This is a genomic window from Arsenophonus endosymbiont of Apis mellifera (genome assembly GCF_903968575.1).
Taxonomy (GTDB): Bacteria; Pseudomonadota; Gammaproteobacteria; order Enterobacterales; family Enterobacteriaceae; genus Arsenophonus; species Arsenophonus apicola.
This window is the reverse complement of record NZ_CAJCFU010000066.1, coordinates 1-17,153: the sequence shown is the minus strand read 5'-3', so window position 1 is coordinate 17,153 and position 17,153 is coordinate 1. Positions and strand designations below refer to the sequence as shown.

At 42.3% G+C, this 17,153-nt stretch carries 27 protein-coding genes and 1 pseudogene; 21 read left to right on the top strand and 7 right to left on the bottom strand.

Features of this window, described 5'->3' with window-relative positions; translation table 11 throughout:
• Positions 1–113 precede the first annotated feature (113 nt).
• Positions 114–395, top strand: coding sequence for a 50S ribosomal protein L25 (rplY, locus tag H1X92_RS10995; protein WP_180560193.1), 282 nt, complete (start codon positions 114–116; stop codon positions 393–395).
• Positions 396–507: 112 nt separating this feature from the next.
• On the opposite strand, the pseudogene H1X92_RS10990 reads toward rplY, so the two are convergent.
• Both H1X92_RS10990 and H1X92_RS10985 read right to left on the bottom strand, forming a co-directional pair.
• Positions 508–1,550: pseudogene (locus tag H1X92_RS10990) on the bottom strand (phage integrase).
• 66 nt (positions 1,551–1,616) lie between these two features.
• Positions 1,617–1,916, bottom strand: a complete 300-nt coding sequence (locus H1X92_RS10985; RefSeq protein ID WP_180560191.1) for a helix-turn-helix transcriptional regulator — start codon at positions 1,914–1,916, stop codon at positions 1,617–1,619.
• Positions 1,917–2,018: 102 nt separating this feature from the next.
• Between H1X92_RS10985 and H1X92_RS10980 the strand changes: the two genes are divergently transcribed.
• From H1X92_RS10980 to H1X92_RS10970, 3 genes are all read left to right on the top strand, one after another.
• A complete protein-coding gene (locus tag H1X92_RS10980) occupies positions 2,019–2,288 on the top strand; it encodes a Cox family DNA-binding protein (protein ID WP_180560190.1) in 270 nt (89 codons plus the stop codon).
• Between the two features lie 71 nt (positions 2,289–2,359).
• Positions 2,360–2,485: a hypothetical protein gene (locus H1X92_RS16260; RefSeq protein WP_310740164.1), complete on the top strand. Its 126-nt coding sequence runs from the start codon at positions 2,360–2,362 to the stop codon at positions 2,483–2,485.
• Positions 2,469–2,615 carry a hypothetical protein gene (locus tag H1X92_RS10970; RefSeq protein ID WP_180560188.1) on the top strand — a complete coding sequence of 49 codons (147 nt, stop codon included), beginning with the start codon at positions 2,469–2,471 and terminating at the stop codon, positions 2,613–2,615. Before H1X92_RS16260 ends, H1X92_RS10970 begins: the two co-directional genes overlap by 17 nt.
• Before the next feature lie 183 nt (positions 2,616–2,798).
• On the opposite strand, the gene H1X92_RS10965 is transcribed toward H1X92_RS10970, so the two are convergent.
• Complete coding sequence (locus tag H1X92_RS10965) at positions 2,799–3,269, bottom strand: hypothetical protein (protein ID WP_180560187.1); 471 nt, start codon at positions 3,267–3,269, stop codon at positions 2,799–2,801.
• Between the two features lie 11 nt (positions 3,270–3,280).
• Positions 3,281–3,454: a hypothetical protein gene (locus H1X92_RS10960; protein ID WP_180560186.1), complete on the bottom strand. Its 174-nt coding sequence runs from the start codon at positions 3,452–3,454 to the stop codon at positions 3,281–3,283.
• A 59-nt stretch (positions 3,455–3,513) separates the two neighbouring features.
• On the opposite strand from H1X92_RS10960, the gene H1X92_RS10955 reads away from it, so the two are divergent.
• Positions 3,514–3,945 (top strand): hypothetical protein, encoded by a 432-nt coding sequence (locus H1X92_RS10955; protein WP_180560185.1) that lies wholly within the window; start codon positions 3,514–3,516, stop codon positions 3,943–3,945.
• Here H1X92_RS10955 and H1X92_RS10950 read toward each other — a convergent pair.
• Positions 3,942–4,121 carry a hypothetical protein gene (locus H1X92_RS10950; protein ID WP_180560184.1) on the bottom strand — a complete coding sequence of 60 codons (180 nt, stop codon included), beginning with the start codon at positions 4,119–4,121 and terminating at the stop codon, positions 3,942–3,944. The genes H1X92_RS10955 and H1X92_RS10950 overlap by 4 nt on opposite strands.
• Before the next feature lie 299 nt (positions 4,122–4,420).
• On the opposite strand from H1X92_RS10950, the gene H1X92_RS10945 reads away from it, so the two are divergent.
• The 9 genes from H1X92_RS10945 to H1X92_RS10910 all read left to right on the top strand — a co-directional run bounded on the left by H1X92_RS10945 (position 4,421) and on the right by H1X92_RS10910 (position 10,149).
• A complete protein-coding gene (locus tag H1X92_RS10945; protein WP_180560183.1) occupies positions 4,421–4,834 on the top strand; it encodes a DUF5347 family protein in 414 nt (137 codons plus the stop codon).
• A 79-nt stretch (positions 4,835–4,913) separates the two neighbouring features.
• A complete protein-coding gene (locus H1X92_RS10940) occupies positions 4,914–5,129 on the top strand; it encodes a DUF2732 family protein (protein WP_180560182.1) in 216 nt (71 codons plus the stop codon).
• Positions 5,122–5,349 (top strand): TraR/DksA family transcriptional regulator, encoded by a 228-nt coding sequence (locus tag H1X92_RS10935; RefSeq protein ID WP_180560181.1) that lies wholly within the window; start codon positions 5,122–5,124, stop codon positions 5,347–5,349. The genes H1X92_RS10940 and H1X92_RS10935 overlap by 8 nt, the downstream gene beginning before the upstream one ends.
• Positions 5,346–5,477, top strand: a complete 132-nt coding sequence (locus H1X92_RS16095) for a hypothetical protein (RefSeq protein ID WP_255498994.1) — start codon at positions 5,346–5,348, stop codon at positions 5,475–5,477. Before H1X92_RS10935 ends, H1X92_RS16095 begins: the two co-directional genes overlap by 4 nt.
• A gap of 4 nt (positions 5,478–5,481) precedes the next feature.
• The gene (locus tag H1X92_RS10930) at positions 5,482–8,124 is read left to right on the top strand and encodes a toprim domain-containing protein (RefSeq protein ID WP_180560180.1); all 2,643 of its coding nucleotides are present in this window, start codon (positions 5,482–5,484) and stop codon (positions 8,122–8,124) included.
• A 340-nt stretch (positions 8,125–8,464) separates the two neighbouring features.
• Positions 8,465–8,713 (top strand): hypothetical protein, encoded by a 249-nt coding sequence (locus tag H1X92_RS10925; protein ID WP_180560179.1) that lies wholly within the window; start codon positions 8,465–8,467, stop codon positions 8,711–8,713.
• Positions 8,714–9,335: 622 nt separating this feature from the next.
• Entirely contained in the window at positions 9,336–9,494 is a 159-nt protein-coding gene (locus H1X92_RS10920; protein WP_180560178.1) for a hypothetical protein, read from the top strand.
• A gap of 75 nt (positions 9,495–9,569) precedes the next feature.
• Complete coding sequence (locus tag H1X92_RS10915; RefSeq protein ID WP_180560177.1) at positions 9,570–9,863, top strand: BrnT family toxin; 294 nt, start codon at positions 9,570–9,572, stop codon at positions 9,861–9,863.
• Entirely contained in the window at positions 9,844–10,149 is a 306-nt protein-coding gene (locus H1X92_RS10910; protein ID WP_180560176.1) for a BrnA antitoxin family protein, read from the top strand. Before H1X92_RS10915 ends, H1X92_RS10910 begins: the two co-directional genes overlap by 20 nt.
• A gap of 56 nt (positions 10,150–10,205) precedes the next feature.
• Here H1X92_RS10910 and H1X92_RS10905 read toward each other — a convergent pair whose 3' ends face one another.
• Both H1X92_RS10905 and H1X92_RS10900 read right to left on the bottom strand, forming a co-directional pair.
• Positions 10,206–11,231, bottom strand: a complete 1,026-nt coding sequence (locus tag H1X92_RS10905; RefSeq protein ID WP_180560175.1) for a phage portal protein — start codon at positions 11,229–11,231, stop codon at positions 10,206–10,208.
• A gap of 1 nt (position 11,232) precedes the next feature.
• Positions 11,233–12,969 (bottom strand): terminase large subunit domain-containing protein, encoded by a 1,737-nt coding sequence (locus H1X92_RS10900; protein ID WP_180560251.1) that lies wholly within the window; start codon positions 12,967–12,969, stop codon positions 11,233–11,235.
• 105 nt (positions 12,970–13,074) lie between these two features.
• Here H1X92_RS10900 and H1X92_RS10895 point away from each other — a divergent pair, with 105 nt between their 5' ends.
• The 7 genes from H1X92_RS10895 to H1X92_RS10865 all read left to right on the top strand — a co-directional run.
• Positions 13,075–13,941 carry a GPO family capsid scaffolding protein gene (locus H1X92_RS10895; protein ID WP_370520687.1) on the top strand — a complete coding sequence of 289 codons (867 nt, stop codon included), beginning with the start codon at positions 13,075–13,077 and terminating at the stop codon, positions 13,939–13,941.
• 10 nt (positions 13,942–13,951) lie between these two features.
• On the top strand, positions 13,952–15,064 hold the full coding sequence (locus H1X92_RS10890; RefSeq protein ID WP_180560174.1) for a phage major capsid protein, P2 family: 1,113 nt from the start codon (positions 13,952–13,954) through the stop codon (positions 15,062–15,064).
• Positions 15,064–15,717 (top strand): phage terminase small subunit, encoded by a 654-nt coding sequence (gene gpM, locus H1X92_RS10885; protein ID WP_180560173.1) that lies wholly within the window; start codon positions 15,064–15,066, stop codon positions 15,715–15,717. Before H1X92_RS10890 ends, gpM begins: the two co-directional genes overlap by 1 nt.
• An 81-nt stretch (positions 15,718–15,798) precedes the next feature.
• Positions 15,799–16,269 carry a head completion/stabilization protein gene (locus H1X92_RS10880; protein ID WP_180560172.1) on the top strand — a complete coding sequence of 157 codons (471 nt, stop codon included), beginning with the start codon at positions 15,799–15,801 and terminating at the stop codon, positions 16,267–16,269.
• Positions 16,266–16,472 (top strand): tail protein X, encoded by a 207-nt coding sequence (locus tag H1X92_RS10875; RefSeq protein ID WP_180560171.1) that lies wholly within the window; start codon positions 16,266–16,268, stop codon positions 16,470–16,472. The genes H1X92_RS10880 and H1X92_RS10875 overlap by 4 nt, the downstream gene beginning before the upstream one ends.
• Positions 16,473–16,505: 33 nt before the next feature.
• Positions 16,506–16,703, top strand: coding sequence for a phage holin family protein (locus H1X92_RS10870; RefSeq protein WP_180560170.1), 198 nt, complete (start codon positions 16,506–16,508; stop codon positions 16,701–16,703).
• A gap of 22 nt (positions 16,704–16,725) precedes the next feature.
• Positions 16,726–17,153 (top strand): lysozyme (locus H1X92_RS10865; protein WP_180560169.1); only part of this gene is annotated, 428 nt, incomplete at its 3' end.

Here is a 17,153-nt window from a genome sequence, read left to right as displayed (position 1 = left end):
GTTTTTTCGTTAAAATGCCGCCCGCTTGATTAGCAATCACTAACAAGTTTTTATTAACGGATCTGCTACTGGGTCGCCTGTCGCAGAGCCTTTTTATATTATGAGAACAAATCATGCTAACTATTAATGCAGAAATCCGCAAAGAGCAGGGTAAGGGTGCGAGCCGCCGCCTGCGTAAAAATAACAAATTACCGGCTATCGTCTATGGTGGTGATCAAGAACCTGTTTCTATTGAACTCAACCATGATGAAGTTATCAACCAAGAAAGTAAGCCAGAGTTTTATGAAGTATTAACGCTGGTGGTTGACGGCAAAAAAACCAAAGTTAAAGTACAAGCGGTTCAACGCCATCCGTTTAAGCCTAAACTAACCCATATTGATTTCTTGCGGGTTTAATAACCAAAAATTGTGCTTTTTATCAAGCCCATCATCAATAACGCCGCCTTTGCGGCGTTATTTGTTTCTGTTCTATCAGCATCCTCAATAAAAACATATGGTTATCATAGGGCTACAAGGTGCAACAGAGAGCACTAAACAGCATGACTGTGGACACGGTGTGGACACTTTTATCTAAAAATGACATTTCCCTTTCAGTGGATTCAGGCTGATTGCATCCTGTAGAAAATCCGGGGCAAAGTGTGCATACGTCATCGTTTGAGATAAATTAGCATGTCCCAGCAACCGCTGTAGCGTCAGAATACTACCGCCGTTCATCATAAAATGCGTTGCAAAAGTATGCCTCAAAACATGTGTTGCCTGTCCGCTCGGTAGCGTCGGTTTAACAGCCTTTAAAATTTTCCGGAAACACTGATATGATATATCAGGAAACAACAGCCCGTTCTTTCCGTCACATATCATGCCGGCAACGTTATCAGAGATCGGTACGATTCTGGGCTTACGGTTTTTTGTAAATGTGAATCGTATTTTATTTTGAATCACATGTTCCCGTTTTAGCCTAATTGCTTCACTCCATCGTGCGCCAGTACTGAGGCAAAGAACGGCAATTTTATAGTTATCACCGCTAAGGTGAGTCAGCAACCTGTTGATATCGTCATCAGTCAGATATGACATTTCCGTAGCCTGTTCTTTCAGCTTTTTATAGCCGCTGAAAGGATGTTCGCCATGGTAGAGGCCGGTATCAATTAAATATGTAAAAATACCGCGCACAGCTGTAATTTCACGATTAATTGTCGATGCCTTAACCCCATGGGCTACCCGTAACTGGCAATACTGGGATATAAAGGATTTGTTTATTTTTGGCACCTCTGGATCTGACATCACACGACAAAACATATTAATTCTGTTCTTTTGATCCCGACCATGGTCGAGGTGCTTGCCAAATAAATCCCACCATTGTTGCGCGATTTCGCTTAACCTGCGGGTATCGGTCAACTTCGGTGTCCATTCTTTCGAGTGGTTAGCCATTACATACCGTTCATAATTAACGGCTTCAAACTTCTTATCAAATTTCCGTCTGACGCGCTTTCCGTTGCGGCCAGTTGGACGAATGTCCACTTCATAGCGACCATCTTCGAGTTTCTTAATTGACATAAGAAATCCCTCCAATGGCACAAAGACTCTTGGAGTCAATGAATTGACAAAAATCCTTATGTAATGTTAACCAGTCTTTTTCTTTGATTGGACTGACATTGTTTTCTCTGGCCCATTGTGTGCGAGAGCTGGTGCAATTTGACCAGCTTCTGGATTGGTTTCATCAAACATAAACCAATCCATATACTTCCGAAATCGTGCTATAGAAAATAATTTTTCTGCTGATTCAAGTGACATATTCATTTTTCCTGATTCATAACCATGATAAGTGTGATAATTAATTCCTGTTAAATCAGTCATTTCTTTAAGTTTTAATCTCTCAGATTCTCTAATAAGTTTCAATTTTTCATTTTTCGGGGTTGACATATTTTTTCATATCCTCTAAATTTTAGATTAAAAGAAATTCCCATAGCTAGCAGCTAAGAGAAAATAGGGGCTACGAAGAGCTTCAATAAAAGAGATTATCAGATGAATAAAGAAATCGTAAATGTTTCTAGTGCTTCAGATGGTGTTACTGAAGCCAAGTTTGCAGAAATGGTTGGAAAAACCAAGCAAGCAATTTCAGATATGCGTAAAGATGGCAAACTGCCCGTAATTGAAATGAAGAACCCCAAAAGTTCTCGTGGTGAATACTATATTTATTTACCTGCCTGGAACTTAGGACTGAAGTTGGCTTATGAATCTTTACCTAAAGAAATTAGAGAAGGCTGGTTAACATGGTTAGGACTGAAATCATGACGTTTAAACAAATAAGTCCTCACAGTTTTTGTTATCGGGATTTTGACATTATAAAATTACCCAGAAAAATAATGAATCCCATCACACGTTATCACGTCTGGTATGGCAAAGACTCTTTGGGTAAATTTGATGCAATGGCTCAGGCAATCCATTATATCGATAAATTATACCAGGGGATAAATGATGAGAAATCCTAGCGTAAGCGTCAAGGCAACAAGACTGGCTTATGTAATGGGCATAGATGAACGTTCCGTTGTGCCCTCTTGTGACGGTAAGTTATTACGATTATATCTTCATGACCATTTACTGATTCAGATTGAATTATAACCAGAAATTAAAGATTACCAACTCAATCAAAATAAAATTTTTAAAACAATTAATCATTAAAAATATAACTAATTATTTTTTATTTAACACCAGGGAAATTTTTAACTTTGCTATGGCGAGTGACGACATGAAGTATCGTCACCACATATTACCCAAACGCATTCAAGAGGTAACCCGATGTCACTACTTAGGAATACCACCGCCGATGAAAGCCATCATTTTTTCCCATCGCGTAAGGGGGTGTCCAGCTTGTCTATCAACACCATACAACGCAATACCTGCTCTTTTTCTGGCGGGATTATAAAGCGCGGTCAGGGGTTGAGTGTCAGTTTCTTCAATTTCTCGCAATCTCGCTTTAATCTGGTTTTCATCCAGTTGCGGAAGTTCATCTGCCAGCCTTCGGTACCGTCTTACTTGAGATTTTGCGCTACCGGCTTTTTCACCAAATTTAACAACAAACTGAATAGCGGAAATCAAGGCAATAAGAAAACCCAACAGCCATCCGTATTGGAAATGTGCAAAAACAGAAGCACCCAGAAATACCTGCCAAAAAGAACAACATTGTTCAACTCGGCGATTAAAAATTTCTGTCATTTCGGCAAGGTAAATCGAGTAGTAGACTTCAAATTTAATGTGTTCGGATGGCTGTTCCATTTTGGGGCTCCTTATTTTTTATCGTTCTCCCCAGTCTTTTGCTCTTCTTGCTGTGACGGGGCAGGTTTATGTAATCGGGTATAGTCTTCTCTTTCTTGGGACATGGATTTCACGCCTTGTTGTTGGATTTTATGTCCACCTCTCACTGGAAAGAAAAAGTGGGCATAAACATGATACCACAACACCCTGTTTTCGGTCAGGGTATAAAAACCGACTCACTAATCTAATTTTTAAGAGGTTAACTATGGCAGTTTATTATCAAGTCATCGCACATCTTACTGAACATGCTAAAGCGTTTGGAATAAATAACCTTCACGGCCTCACCGTTGATAGTAATCGCATTGAGTTATTTAACGACGATAAAAAATTTGCCGAATTATCCATATTGAACAAGGCAAATAACTACCAAAAAAAGGATAACGAGGAAAGATTAGCGCTAGAGACTAAACCGTTAGATCACTTAGTCATTAATACCATTCATTCGCTATTTTCGGGACTTTCTGAAGAAAATAAAAAACAGGAGATAAAAAATCTTACTCCAAAAGAAAAATTAGCACTCATGATCACTATCATGAATGCCATAAGCGAAACCTGTTCAAACATTAACCGCTTTTATGAACAGGATCTTAAATCCACCTTTGATGCAGTCATGGCTATTATGGTCAGAAAAAATTAAAACCACTTAACAATATTTTTCTGTGGTGACCTGATTTTATCGTGGATTTGTTGGGATAGATGATGTGATAACGCACTTATTTCTACTGCATTATCACAAATAATTAGCGTTTCTATTTGTTCGACTTGCTTAATGAGTTCAGTTAACTGTTGTTTAATTTTTTCATTAACAGACATTGTTATTTTCCTTGTTGTGATAAGTCAGTTTATGCCTGTATCTCCCTTCTAAGAATCAACAGGCATAAAAAATATATCACAACACCCTGTTTTCGGTCAGGGCAACAAAACCGATAACTTAATGAGGATATTTATGCATAAATCTAATCAGCACTACCCCTATCGATTAACGGGCGAGTCCGTTAAAAATTATCATATTAATAATAAGAGGAATAAAAAACTGACGTTAATCGATAAATTAATATTGTTATTTGGCGGATTATTTATTTTTTATTTTCTCACCCTAATTATTAAATAAAATGATGACGAATAAACACGCATTAACAAATACATTAATTCACTCGGTTAACACATTACAAAATAATGCCGGTGAGATTAATAGAATAAAGACGGGTATTTATCGCAATGAAGGACTACCCATTAATGCGCGCGTCGATGGGTTAATTAAGGCAGCGAAATGTCGAACCGTTCATTTTAATAAAAATAAAGAAAATCCCGATAATCAATGCCTGTTGGGATTTATTGAATATTTACGAGAACATAATAAACGGTTTGTTAATTTAATTTTTTATTTAGCCAATATTGATAATAAAAAACATCATTTGAAATTTGATGAATTTAATAAAAAAGAAAAACAGGCGATTATTAACGCGCTATTTCAATTACAGGTGCTCGTTGCATTAATACCTAAAAATATCGCACTGCCACTTTAATTTATAAATGAAAATTAACGGTGTTAGCCACACCAAGGGATTGTTTTATCCAAAATAAGGAAAGGAGAAGTAAGAAAATATGACTGCACAATTCGGCGTATTAAAACTCACCGATATGCTAAAGCAAAATCGGGAAGATGAAAGGAAACACTTATTGAGACAATTTTCTGCTCATTTAACGTCGCTGGCCTATCAAATTCTTCATCAAAAGATGTCTTATCACACCGCTTATCAGCACGTGGTGGAAATCAGTCACCACTTTGAACTTCGAGCAGAGAATTTACACCATGTCTGACACGATTGATAAAGCGAATGACTTCGCCCAACAACAATTAATTTACCAGATTAAACAGGTGACCGAGCGCAACAGGGGTATCGCCCGTTTTCATTGTGAGGATTGTGAAAAAGCGATACCTGAAGCGCGCCGTATCGCTTCCCCAGGCTGCAATCGCTGCGTCGACTGTCAATCTCTTTGGGAATCCGCCCAAAAACATTTTAAAAAGAGCAGGAAATGAACGTTTGTTACAACAAAAACAGTCAATTTGCCACTCAATGCTGGCCTGTTCGTATTAAAGCCGAACGATTTGCACTTCTTGATGCAAATCAAGTCGCCAACACGTTTATAAAGGTTTGCCAGGGGTAATAACATGTACCAGTCAGATTTTATCATCAGCCGATTAATTGCGGATTTTCATTTTAAAGAACAAAACGGCTATCTACGTCAGGGTGTTTGTCCCCAGTGCAACAAAAAAGAGTTATTTACCGCTATTGAAAAACCCTTTGTACTTAAGTGTGGCCGTGAAAATAAATGTGGGGCTGAAATTATTGTTAAAGAAATTTATCCTGAGCTGTTTCATAATTGGTCAACGCACTACCCTAAAACACAACAAGCCCCAAATGCCGCAGCGGATGCCTATCTGCAACAGGCTAGAGGATTAGATATTGCCCCATTAAAAGGATTGTATATTGAATCCGGTTATCACGCTAAAGGGCTGGGTTCAGCAACCGTAAAATTTACCTTACCCAATGGCGCTTATTGGGAGCGAATTATTGATAACCCACAACGCTTTGACCGCAAGGCTAACTTTTTTGGCAGTTACAAAGGGTATTGGTGGAGTCTGCCACAACAGAATTTAACAAAGGCAACTGAAATCTGGCTAACCGAAGGGATTTTTGATGCAATTAGTCTTGCTCAGAATGGACTGTATGCCGTTTCCCTGATGAGTTGTCATAATTACCCAGAGCACGCCTTGGCGGCGCTTAAAACGGCATTGGGCGCGAACAAAAAGCCCCTATTGGTCTGGGCACTTGATAAGGGTAATGCGGGCGAAAAAGCGATAAGAAAACACGTTGCACGCAGTCAGCAAGAAGGCTGGAAATCCTGTGCCGCCTTACCTTCGCAATTTAAAAATGAAGACTGGAACGATTTACACCTCAAAGGTAAGCTCGAACGTTATGACTTAATGCGTTATCGTTATTATGGCGACTTGTTACTGACAAAAAGTGCTACCGATAAGGCAATGTTAATATTCAATTATACCCACCGTAATGACTTCTATTTTCAATTTGATAGCCGTTTTTACTGGTTTAAACTCGATATTGAAAGGCATTTAAAGGCGGTTGAACGAATTTTAGACTCAGAAAAGCTAACTAAAGAAGAAGCCACCACAAAAGCGTTAAAAGAGTCCGGCGCTGTCAACGAAATCGCCAACTGTTACCCGACTCCGCTTTATTTTCAGAAATCCGAAGAAACCGACGAATCCTGGTATTATTTAAAACTGGATTTCCCGCAACAAAGACCCAACGTCAAAGCCACTTTTACCGCCAGTCAGTTAACCAGCGCTTCTGAATTCAAAAAACGGCTTTTGCATGTCGCTAAAGGTGCTGTTTACACTGGGGACACCCATCAACTTGACCGCTTTTGCAAAAACGAATTACCGCATATCAAGGAAGTAAAAACCCAAAATTTTATTGGTTACAACAAAGTACTGGGCGTTTATGTGTTTAATGATATTGCCGTGCAAAACGGCAAATTATATACCCTGAATGAAGAGGATTATTTTTCACTGGAGCATCTCGATATCAAAACATTAAGTAGCAGTCCAAGACTGGAAATTAATCATGAACTCAGCGACTTCGATGTTCACTGGTTGGACGATTTATGGCTTGCTTTTGGGGTTAAAGGCTATACTGTGCTTGCGTTCTGGCTCGGGTCACTGTTTGCCGAACAGATACGAAAGTTAAGTAAAAGTTACCCTTTTCTGGAAATTATGGGGGAACCCGGCTCAGGCAAAAGTACCCTGATAGAGTTCTTCTGGCGGTTAACGGGTCGCGCTGATTACGAAGGCTTTGACCCTTCAAAGTCGACCTTGGTAGGCCGTGCGCGTAATTTTGCCCAGGTGAGTAATCTTCCTGTTTGTTTGATAGAAAGTGACCGAATGCAGGATAACGTAAAACGGGCTTTCGATTGGGAAGAAATGAAATCCCTTTACAATGGTCGTGCAACACGTTCAACAGGTATAAAAACCAATCAGAACGAAACCTATGAGCCGCTCTTTAAGGGCAGCATTATTATCGCCCAGAATAGCAGTGTCGAAGCCTCAAGAGCGGTATTAGAGCGGATTATTCATCTCCATACCGATAAGTCAGGTCAAAGCGAACAGACCCGTCAGGCGGCCATTCGCCTGGAACGCTACCCTATTGAACAATTATCCGGCTTTTTGCCCAAAGCGCTGTTAAGTGAAAATGCGATTGTAACGGCTTACGAAACTTCTCTCGATGAAGTTCAGCGACAACTCTTCGATGATGAAGCGATTGGCCATGAACGCATTGCTAAAAATCACGCTCAACTCATCGTTCTGTTACGCACGTTATCCTGTTTTCTGCCCATCAAAGAAAGCCGAGTAGCAGAAACAGAAACCTTTATCGTCGAACTGGCAAAAGAACGTGTTCAGGCATTAGAAGCCGATAATACCCTGGTCACTGAGTTTTGGGATATGTTTGATTATCTCAATCAAAATACCCCATATGGCGTTAATCACAGTAATGAAGAGAATATTTATGCGGTTAACTTTAATCATCTGGCACAGGTGGCCAGTGAATACCGCCAAAATATGCCCAATCTGTCAGAAATCAAATCCCTGCTTAAAATGGGTAAAAGACGTCGTTTTGTTGGGATTAAAACGGTGAGAAGTCACGTTAATAACCAATATAATCAGGCATTACCAACCTTAAGTGCGCTAAAAAAACCTGACGTCGTTAAATGTTGGGTATTTGAAACTAATTATTGAAAAAATGAAAGAATACTCCTATCTTGCCTTTGTTTTTATCAGATATTAACGCAGGGGACGCAGTTTTATATATAAATCCATTTGCTCTGTCTCCTGTTTATAATCTGACTTTTGTTTAGATTTACCTTGCTAATCTTAAAGGTTTTTCAGCAGATTATTCATATTCACCCTTCACTCTCCCTAAATCAGGGCTTGATATTAGCGATTATATAACTATTGATATCAATTTTTGACTGGTCAGCTATCATAAATGGTTACATTTAACTTCCTGTCAAGTAATATAAGAACCCATTCTTCTTGGCAGGATGTCACAGATTTTAACTATCGATAAGGTAAATTTATGACCGAAAAGAAACAAGAAATGTCATTGAATGATATTCAAAAAGATATTGAGGAAATAAAAAATAATATAAAACGCAGGAACTTATTATCAGGATTAATACTTATTATTATGATAATTTTTATCTTATCAATAATAAGTCTAGGGTTATCATTCAAAATGAATATTGAAGATAAGTTCAACTTGATTACAACAGAATATAATAAAGTAAAATCTTTAGAGAATAAACTTAAAAAATTCCTTCCTTAGTTACCCATTACCAAGACCTATTTAAATTCGCTAAGCGACTTAAGCTATATCGTTTAGCGATATTTTCCAGACATCACCACGAGCGATTAACTCACAGCCAAAATAGCAAGATATTCATCATACATAAACGTTAATATTTATTTAACATAACTGTTCATCATTTAATCGTTATTATCTATTTTCAAAATTTTGGGGTATGTGTCGGAAAACGGTTACAATGGTTACAAAAATAAAAAACTATTATAATTAATTGATAATATAATATATTTTAAAAACTTTAAACGGTTACAAAATGGTTACAGTAGGGTTACATGTAACGGTTACAAAACGTTTAAAACTAAAAACTTAACTTATTGATTTATAACAATGTAACTTTTTTATTCTGTTTTGTAACCCCACTGTAACCGTTTGAAGGTTACAAAAAAATCGTATTTTAATTATGGAGTTAAGTCCTTTTTTTGCGCATTCTAACTGTTGTAACCGTTTTCCGACGCATACCCCCTTTTTTTAGCGCAAAATAAGTTATTATTTTGTTAAAATGTTAAATATCAAAAAGGCTTTTTCTTCTTGTTTTAGTGATCTTTGTTTTTATTAAAAAATAAGTGCATGGATTTGCACAAAAATGCACAAATTTGCACAAGTTTTTGCCCACCTGAAATCACCGAAAAGGGCAGTACTGGCCTACGCTAAGTGGCGTTGTCCAACTGCACAAAAAACGACATGTTTTGCGGGCAGGCGCGGCGGGGCTACCACTGCGATTTTTCATGTTTTTTTGATTTAACTTCCTATCCGATTGACATAATTCAATATTGTATATACAGTAATATATATACATTTTTGTCATTACAGGTGCTCAATGTCACTACAATTTGAATGGGATCCTGAAAAATCAGCATCAAATTTAAAAAAACATGGGATTCGATTTGAAGAAGCTGCACAGGTTTTCAATGATCCTATGCATTTATCTCATCAGGATCGTTTCGAAAATGGAGAATTGCGTTGGCAAACCATTGGGCAAGTTGGAGGTTGTATTATTGTTTTTGTCGCACACACGATAAATTTTGAAAATTCAGTAGAAATTATTCGAATAATCAGCGCCCGAAGAGCGACGCGCGCAGAGAGAAAACATTATGAAAAAAGTTACTATTAAACAAAATGCCTTACCAACATTAACTGATAAACGCAAAGCAGAGTTGAAAGTACTGGCTGGTATGCCGGAAAGTGAAATAAATTTTAGTGACATCCCACCAATGGATGAAGTGACATGGCAAAATGCCCATCGGGGTAATTTTTATCGTCCTATTAAACAGCATGCTTCTGTCCGCATTGATGCCGATGTTTTGGCGTGGCTCAGAGGATCAGGGAAAGGCTATCAGACGCGTTTAAACGCAATTTTAAGAGCGGCAATGCTCAAAGACTTAAATAATAAGCGTTGAAAGACAGACCAATCAACGGGGCTTTCTGAGGCGCAGTTAAACACCCTCTGCAAGGATTAGATTTTATTTTTTATCCGATTCAAGGCGTAAGGGGTAAACTGAATCACTTCTTCGCCGAGCCACTCATTAAGCTGCTGCATTTTATGTTGCAACGGATGTAATTCGTTGCAGATAAACACATTAGCCGCTTTTTGTACGTCCCCAAATCCCCCCACATTCTGTGGCATAATACCCATTAATTGTGGTGGCACGCGGTGAGCAGCTAACATATCGTCCCTACTGACGTTTTTGATATTTAAAAATTCATCTTTCGCAGCGGCTTCGGATAACGGAATGGTTTGTATGCCATCCTTCTTGCCGTTGGGTGAATACAAAAGCAGATTGCGAAAGTTTCCCAAGCCTTTACTGCTTTTTAGCTGTTCGCGGAGATTATCAATATCCTGGAAGTTAATTGTATCATTGATATACAGGATATAGCCGGCATGAGAGCCGTTCAGATAATACTTACGGCGAAAGAGGGTTGCCGATTCATTGAGTAAAATGGCGGTCATGGCGGCCAGATATTCGGGTAGGCCGTAGATTTCCTGATTGATATCCGGCTCAAGCAAATGAAAAACCTGCCCCCTTTGAAAAGTAAACGGCACGCTGTCAAAACCTGCATGCAAAAGGTAATAAGTGGCTAAATCCTCACCGCGCCGGGTGAGTTTGGCTGGGATGGATTTTAGCGAAATGGTTTTATTTAAGCCATTTTTTCGCCGTTCCAGATAGGCATTGCCAAAAATCAGAAAATCCAGCGCAAAACGGTCAAAATCCTGACGACTTAACCATTGATGTGGCACAAAAGTACTGCTTAAAATATTGCGTTTGACATAAATGGCACTGCTATGATGGGCCGCAGCGCGAAAAATGCGCGATAAACCCTCAAAACTTATTGGCGGCTCGTAGTAATTGTCGATAAGTGCACATTCCAAATAATCAAAAATCTCGCGCCGGTCAAGCATGGACACCGGGTCACCAAAGGTAAAGGCGTCTACTGACGGTTTTTTTGTGGCGGTGAGCGTACGGTTTTTCGTTTTTCGCATATTAGAATAGCTCGATAATGGGTTTGTGTTGCTGGCCATCGCCGGTTAACGGTTCATGGTACAGCGCATGCATGGTGGCCCAGGCTAAATCAGCGTGGCTGGCATCTTCACTGCGATCCGCTTCATAGGTGGGACGGTTCCCACTGGCGGTCGTGGCGCGTCTAATCGCCATAAAGGCACGGGTAATATCCTGCGCCCCGGCATCATATTCGAGCCGGTGATGGCTGATAACATCATAGGCTTTTAACACTAGCGCATTTTTCAGCGCCGGGTTATAGATAAATTCGTTGACCTGTGGGAAAAAATCGCGCACATATTGTAAAACGCCATGGCCGATACCCGTTGCATCCAGTCCGATGTAGTCGACCTGATAACGGGTGGTGAGTTGTTGAATTGCGGCGGCCTGCGCGCGAAAGTCCAGTCCCCGCCATTGGAAGTACTCCAGAATGCGAAATTTTCCACCGGGTGTGGTGGGTGGTGCAATGACGACACAGCCTGCGCTGTCACCGTGCTGGGAGCCTTTGGCGGGGTCGTAGCCTATCCAGACGCTTTGTGACCCATAAGGCCGTGACATCAAGGGACTGACATCCGCCCACACGTCCCAGCTATCCACCTGACAGGCCTGCATCAGTGAAAACGAAAACAGCGAGTCGATATCGTCAACAAATTCACACATCAACAGGTTTTGATATTCATCCGGACTATAGCGCTTTTTTAACCCTTCACGGTCGAACAGGTTACAGCCGCCGTTAATGGCATCGTCTAATGTTACGATTTGTCGCCAATGGCCATCTTCACAATAGCGACCGTTCGCCAACAACTTGTGGCTGATGCCGATATCAATCTGGTCTTTTTTTGACCTTCCCCGGTTAAACAGTTTGCCAGACCAGAACGGGTAAGCGCTATGCGTCAGGCTTGACGGGGTTGAAAAGTAGGTCTGCCGCCATTTTTTCTGCATCGCCATGCCCGACGCCACTTTACGTAATTCCTGAAATTTCGGGATCCAGAAATATTCATCCAGATAAAGATTGCCGTGATAACTTTGGGCCGTGCGCGCATTAGTGCCAAGAAAATAAAGCGTGGCGCCGTTGGCTAACACGATAGGGTCACCTTTTAGGGCAACATCCACTTCCTGCGCCATCTTGATGATGTAATCCTTAAAAACATGCGCCTGAGATTTACTGGCGGATAAAAAGACCTGATTGCGGCCGGTGGTTAACGCGTCCATCAACGCCTCGCGAGCAAAAAACCAGGTGGCGCCTATCTGGCGTGATTTTAAAATATTGCGTATCGGATAGGTTAATCCCGCCTGATACCAGTGCTTCTGGTAATCAAAAAGATGTTGGTGAAAATGTTTTAACAGCGACGCAATCTGCTCATCACTAAAGGCATTCTTTTCAGGTGGAGTCCGGTTATTTTTTTTATCACGCCCGCTTTCCCTTCCGCCTTGTTGGTATTGTTCAATTCGACACTGGCGCTCCAGTTGCCGATAAAGCAGGTCAATCTCCTTAAAATCTTTACCGTCTTTCTGTTCTTTGCCAATGAGCTGGCAAAGTCGCGCCTCCAGGCTCAGTTTGACAGCTTGCGTGGCCTTTTGCGCATTCCACTGGTCTCGTCGTTTCCAGCTATGTACGGTGGAGACATTTTGCCCCAACATATGGGCAATCTGACTCGGGCTGTAGCCTTCTAAAGCCAGTTGTCGGGCGCGGTGTCGTAAAAAGGGGTTTTCATTTTTCATGTGGCTAGCATAACGAAGATTTCCCAAGGATTGCCTGGGTGAAAATTTGTTTGACCGTTCAAACAATCCCACCGCCTTGTTTCCTTCTCTCATCTTTTTAATCCTATGCCCATGATGTCAACAAACCCTACCCTGGCGGGAGCCTGTGTAATGAAAAAAACCAAACCGATTCGTATCTGTGTGGAAGGTGCCACCACCGATGGCCGTAAAGTCCAGCGAGAGTGGCTGACCGATATTGAAAAAAACTACGACCCGGACACTTTTGGGGCACGAATTAACCTTGAACATTTGAAATCGCCCTGGATGCCCTGCTTTGGCGATGTGCTTTCCGTTTATACGGAAGAAATCAAAACAGGGGCATTAGCCGGAAAACTTGGACTTTACGGGGTGCTATCGCCCACCGATGAATTGATTGCCATGAATAAACAACGGCAAAAAGTTTACACCTCAGTCGAAATTGATACGGCTTTCGCCGATACGGGTAAAGCCTATCTCGTCGGTCTTGCGGTGACGGATAATCCCGCCAGTCTGGGCACCAGTATGCTGGCATTCAGTCACGGTAAACCTGATTGTCTCGCTGAGCGTAAATTATCCCCCCATAGCGTGTTTACTGCTGCCGAAGAAACCTTGCTCGAATTTATCGACGAAACGACCACCGTTTCTAATCCATCACTCAACCTGCTTGAAAAAGTTAAAGCCTTATTTGGGCATGAGCGCAATGAGCAAGGCCAGATCTTTAGCGATATCCAGCAGGCAATTGAGTATTGTGCAAACCAGCAGGCAAAGAGTGAACAACAAATCGCCGAATTAGGGGTTGCGTTAACTGCGCTAAAAAATGCCAGTGCAGAAAAGCACCAGCAACTGAAAACTGAACTGACGACTTTGACGACCAGCCTGGCGCAAGAAGAAACACCGACGCGCCCTGTTTCACTCGGTCGGATACGGGATACCGATACCCTGACCAACTGTTAACGAGAAGACGATGAGAAAAGAAACCAAATTAAAATTCAATCAGTACTTAAGTCGCCTGGGGGAAATCTATCACGTCTCGCCGCAGGATTTTGCCGGGAAAGTGAATATTGAACCGTCCAAAGCACAGGTACTGGAAAGTCAAATCCAGCAAAGTGCCGGTTTTTTGAAAAAAATAAATCTGGTACCGGTACTTGAACAGCAAGGTCAGGTGATAGGACTCGGGATGGGCTCTACGGTGGCCGGCACCACCGATACGAGTAGCAAACGTCGAGAACCGATTGACCCGACGTCCTTGGACACGATTGACTACTATTGCTATCAAACCAATTTCGATACTGCCATCAGCTATGCCAAGCTCGATATGTGGGCCAAATTTAACGATTTTCAGCGTCGTATCCGCGATGCGATTGTGCGCCGTCAGGCCCTTGACCGCATTATGATTGGTTTTAATGGTATCAAACGGGAAAAAACCTCAGACCGTACTCAAAATGCCAAATTACAGGATGTGAATATCGGCTGGTTGCAAAAAATTCGCAATGATGCCCCGACCCATGTGATGGCTAACATCACCGATAGTCAAGGCAAAGTGGCCTCAAACACCATTCGCATTGGCGAAAAAGGCGATTACAAAAATTTGGATGCGCTGGTAATGGACACGGTTGAACGGGTGATTGATGAAGTGTATCAGGATGATACCGATTTGGTGATTATTTGTGGTCGTTCCTTGCTTGCCGATAAATACTTTCCGATTGTTAACAAAGAACAGGCGAATAGCGAAATGCTGGCCGCCGATGTGATTATCAGTCAAAAACGCTTGGGTGGATTACCGGCTATTCGCGCCCCATTCTTCCCAGATAAATCTCTGCTCATTACCCGTCTGGATAATCTCTCGATTTACTATCAGCAAGACACCCGTCGGCGCCAAATCAAGGATACGCCCGAGCGTGACCGGATTGAAAATTATGAGTCGGTCAATGAAGCCTATGTGGTGGAAGATTATCGCGGGGTGGCACTGGTCGAAAATATTGACATCTTACCCGAAGATAAACCCCAATCAGGACTGCAAGGTGGGAATACACCCGATTCAGGTGGCAGCAGTCAGACTAATCAGGGCGATGGCTAATGCTCACCCCCTGGCAATGTCACCAGCTGCGCTTGGTGGGTGAAAAACCGCGGGGCGCCCATCCGTTATGGGATAACGCCACACAGCAAATTTTGTTGATGTTTCAGCAGGACAAACGTCAGTTAAAACGCATCCAGTCAACCGAACGGAAAGCCGAATATAAAAAAACGGTGTTACCCCGTTATGCCCCTTGGGTGAGCGGAGTATTGGAAAACGGCGACGGCCAGCAGGACGACACGCTGATGATGGTGATGCTCTGGCGCATTGACGCCGGTGACATTGAAGGCGCGCTGGCTATCGCCGAATATGCGTTAGCGCATGGGCTTTTAATGCCGGCTGGACATACCCGTACGACGGGGTGCGCGATTGCAGAAGAAATAGCGGCGGCGGCCAAAACCGCTTACCAGCAGAAGGTACCGCTGAGTTTGTCGCTTTTAGCGCAAACCGTCACCTTAACGGATGAGGAAGACATGCCGGATGTGGTCAGAGCGGAATTGTATAAATGGGTGGGTTTTTGCCAGCGCGATAATGGCTTGCTCGCCGCCGCGCTCGACACCTTAAAACGCGCGCTAATACTTTTCCAAGGGGTTGGCGTCAAAGGCGAGATCAAAAAGTTGGAAAAAGCGCTCAACACCGCGTTACCGAAAACATGAGTTGTGCCCACGCACTCGGGCGGCACAGTGAAAGACCGCGTTATGTTCACTGTCCACCGCCCGACCTATTGAGGTGAGGATATGGATTTTATTTCGCCGGAAAAACCGCCTAAAGAAGAAAGTGATCTGGTGACCGACGATCCCTTCTGGCCTGCCGTGTCACCTCAAAATTACCGCGCAGTGATGCGTGAGAACGATGGCACCATCATCGCTTCGCGTCTTAAGGATGCACTCACCCACGCGATGATTGAAGTGGCGTACGAACTGCGGGACTGGCAAACCCAGAAAAAACGCGAAGGATTTAACTATTTAGCTAATATTCCGGCCATGCATATTAATGACGACAGTGCGCTTTGCCTGCTGTATGAACGCGCGGTATTTGGCCTCGCTAAGGCTAACTTGTCTGAACGGTTTCGAGATATCGACACGCAGGCATCCGGCCACAAAAAAGCTGACAGTCTGTCGCCGACGATTGATGATTACCGACGTGATGCCCTCTGGGCGATAGCACGAATTAAAGGGCAGGGTCATAACGTGGTGGCACTGATATGAAGGTACTGAGTCAACAAAACGAGAGTCTGGATGAGATTTGTTTTCGCTACTATGGCACTTGCGTTGGCACCGTTGAGCGAGTGCTTGAAGTTAATCCCGGACTTTGCAGCCACGCTGCCAGATTGCCGATGGGCGTTGAAATTCAATTACCGGAAATCAGCGCGGCCACCTCAAATCGTTCGCAGATTGTCCTATGGGACTAAACAGGAAATGGATACCCTGAAAAAGGGGGAGTGATGCGTATGTTTGAAAAGTATTCCAGTCCCTTGTCGTATATGGGCGGAATTGTCACAACAGTCATTGGCATTTTCACGCTCGAACAGTGGGTTGGCCTAATAGGTATTGTCTGCACGGTCATCACCTGTCTGGTCAACTGGTATTACAAACGCAAGGAGTACCGGTTAAAAGCGCGCAACATCAAAGGGAGGCCATGATGAAGATACCAAAAAAATAGTGATGGCAACAGGCGGTAGCGCGTTGTTTTTAGCATCAAGCATGATAACCCATTTCGAAGGGATGAGACTTAAGCCCTATTTCGATGGTGGCGGTGTGCTTTCTGTTTGCTACGGGCACACCGGTAACGATATTGAGCGTAACCGAGCGTACTCCAAAGAAGATTGTGACAAGTGGCTTGATGACGATTTAAAGGCGGTTAAGCACTATGTTGACCCGCTGGTCAAGGTCGATATCAATACACTGACTCAAGCAGCGCTTTATTCATTTGCTTACAACGTGGGTGTGGGAAATTTTGCCAAATCGACATTACTCAAAAAGCTCAACTCCAATGACCGAAAAGGCGCTTGTGATGAAATGAAACGCTGGGTTTATGTCGATGGCAGAAAGTGGAAAGGATTAATGACCCGTCGGGAAATAGAGAGCGTAAT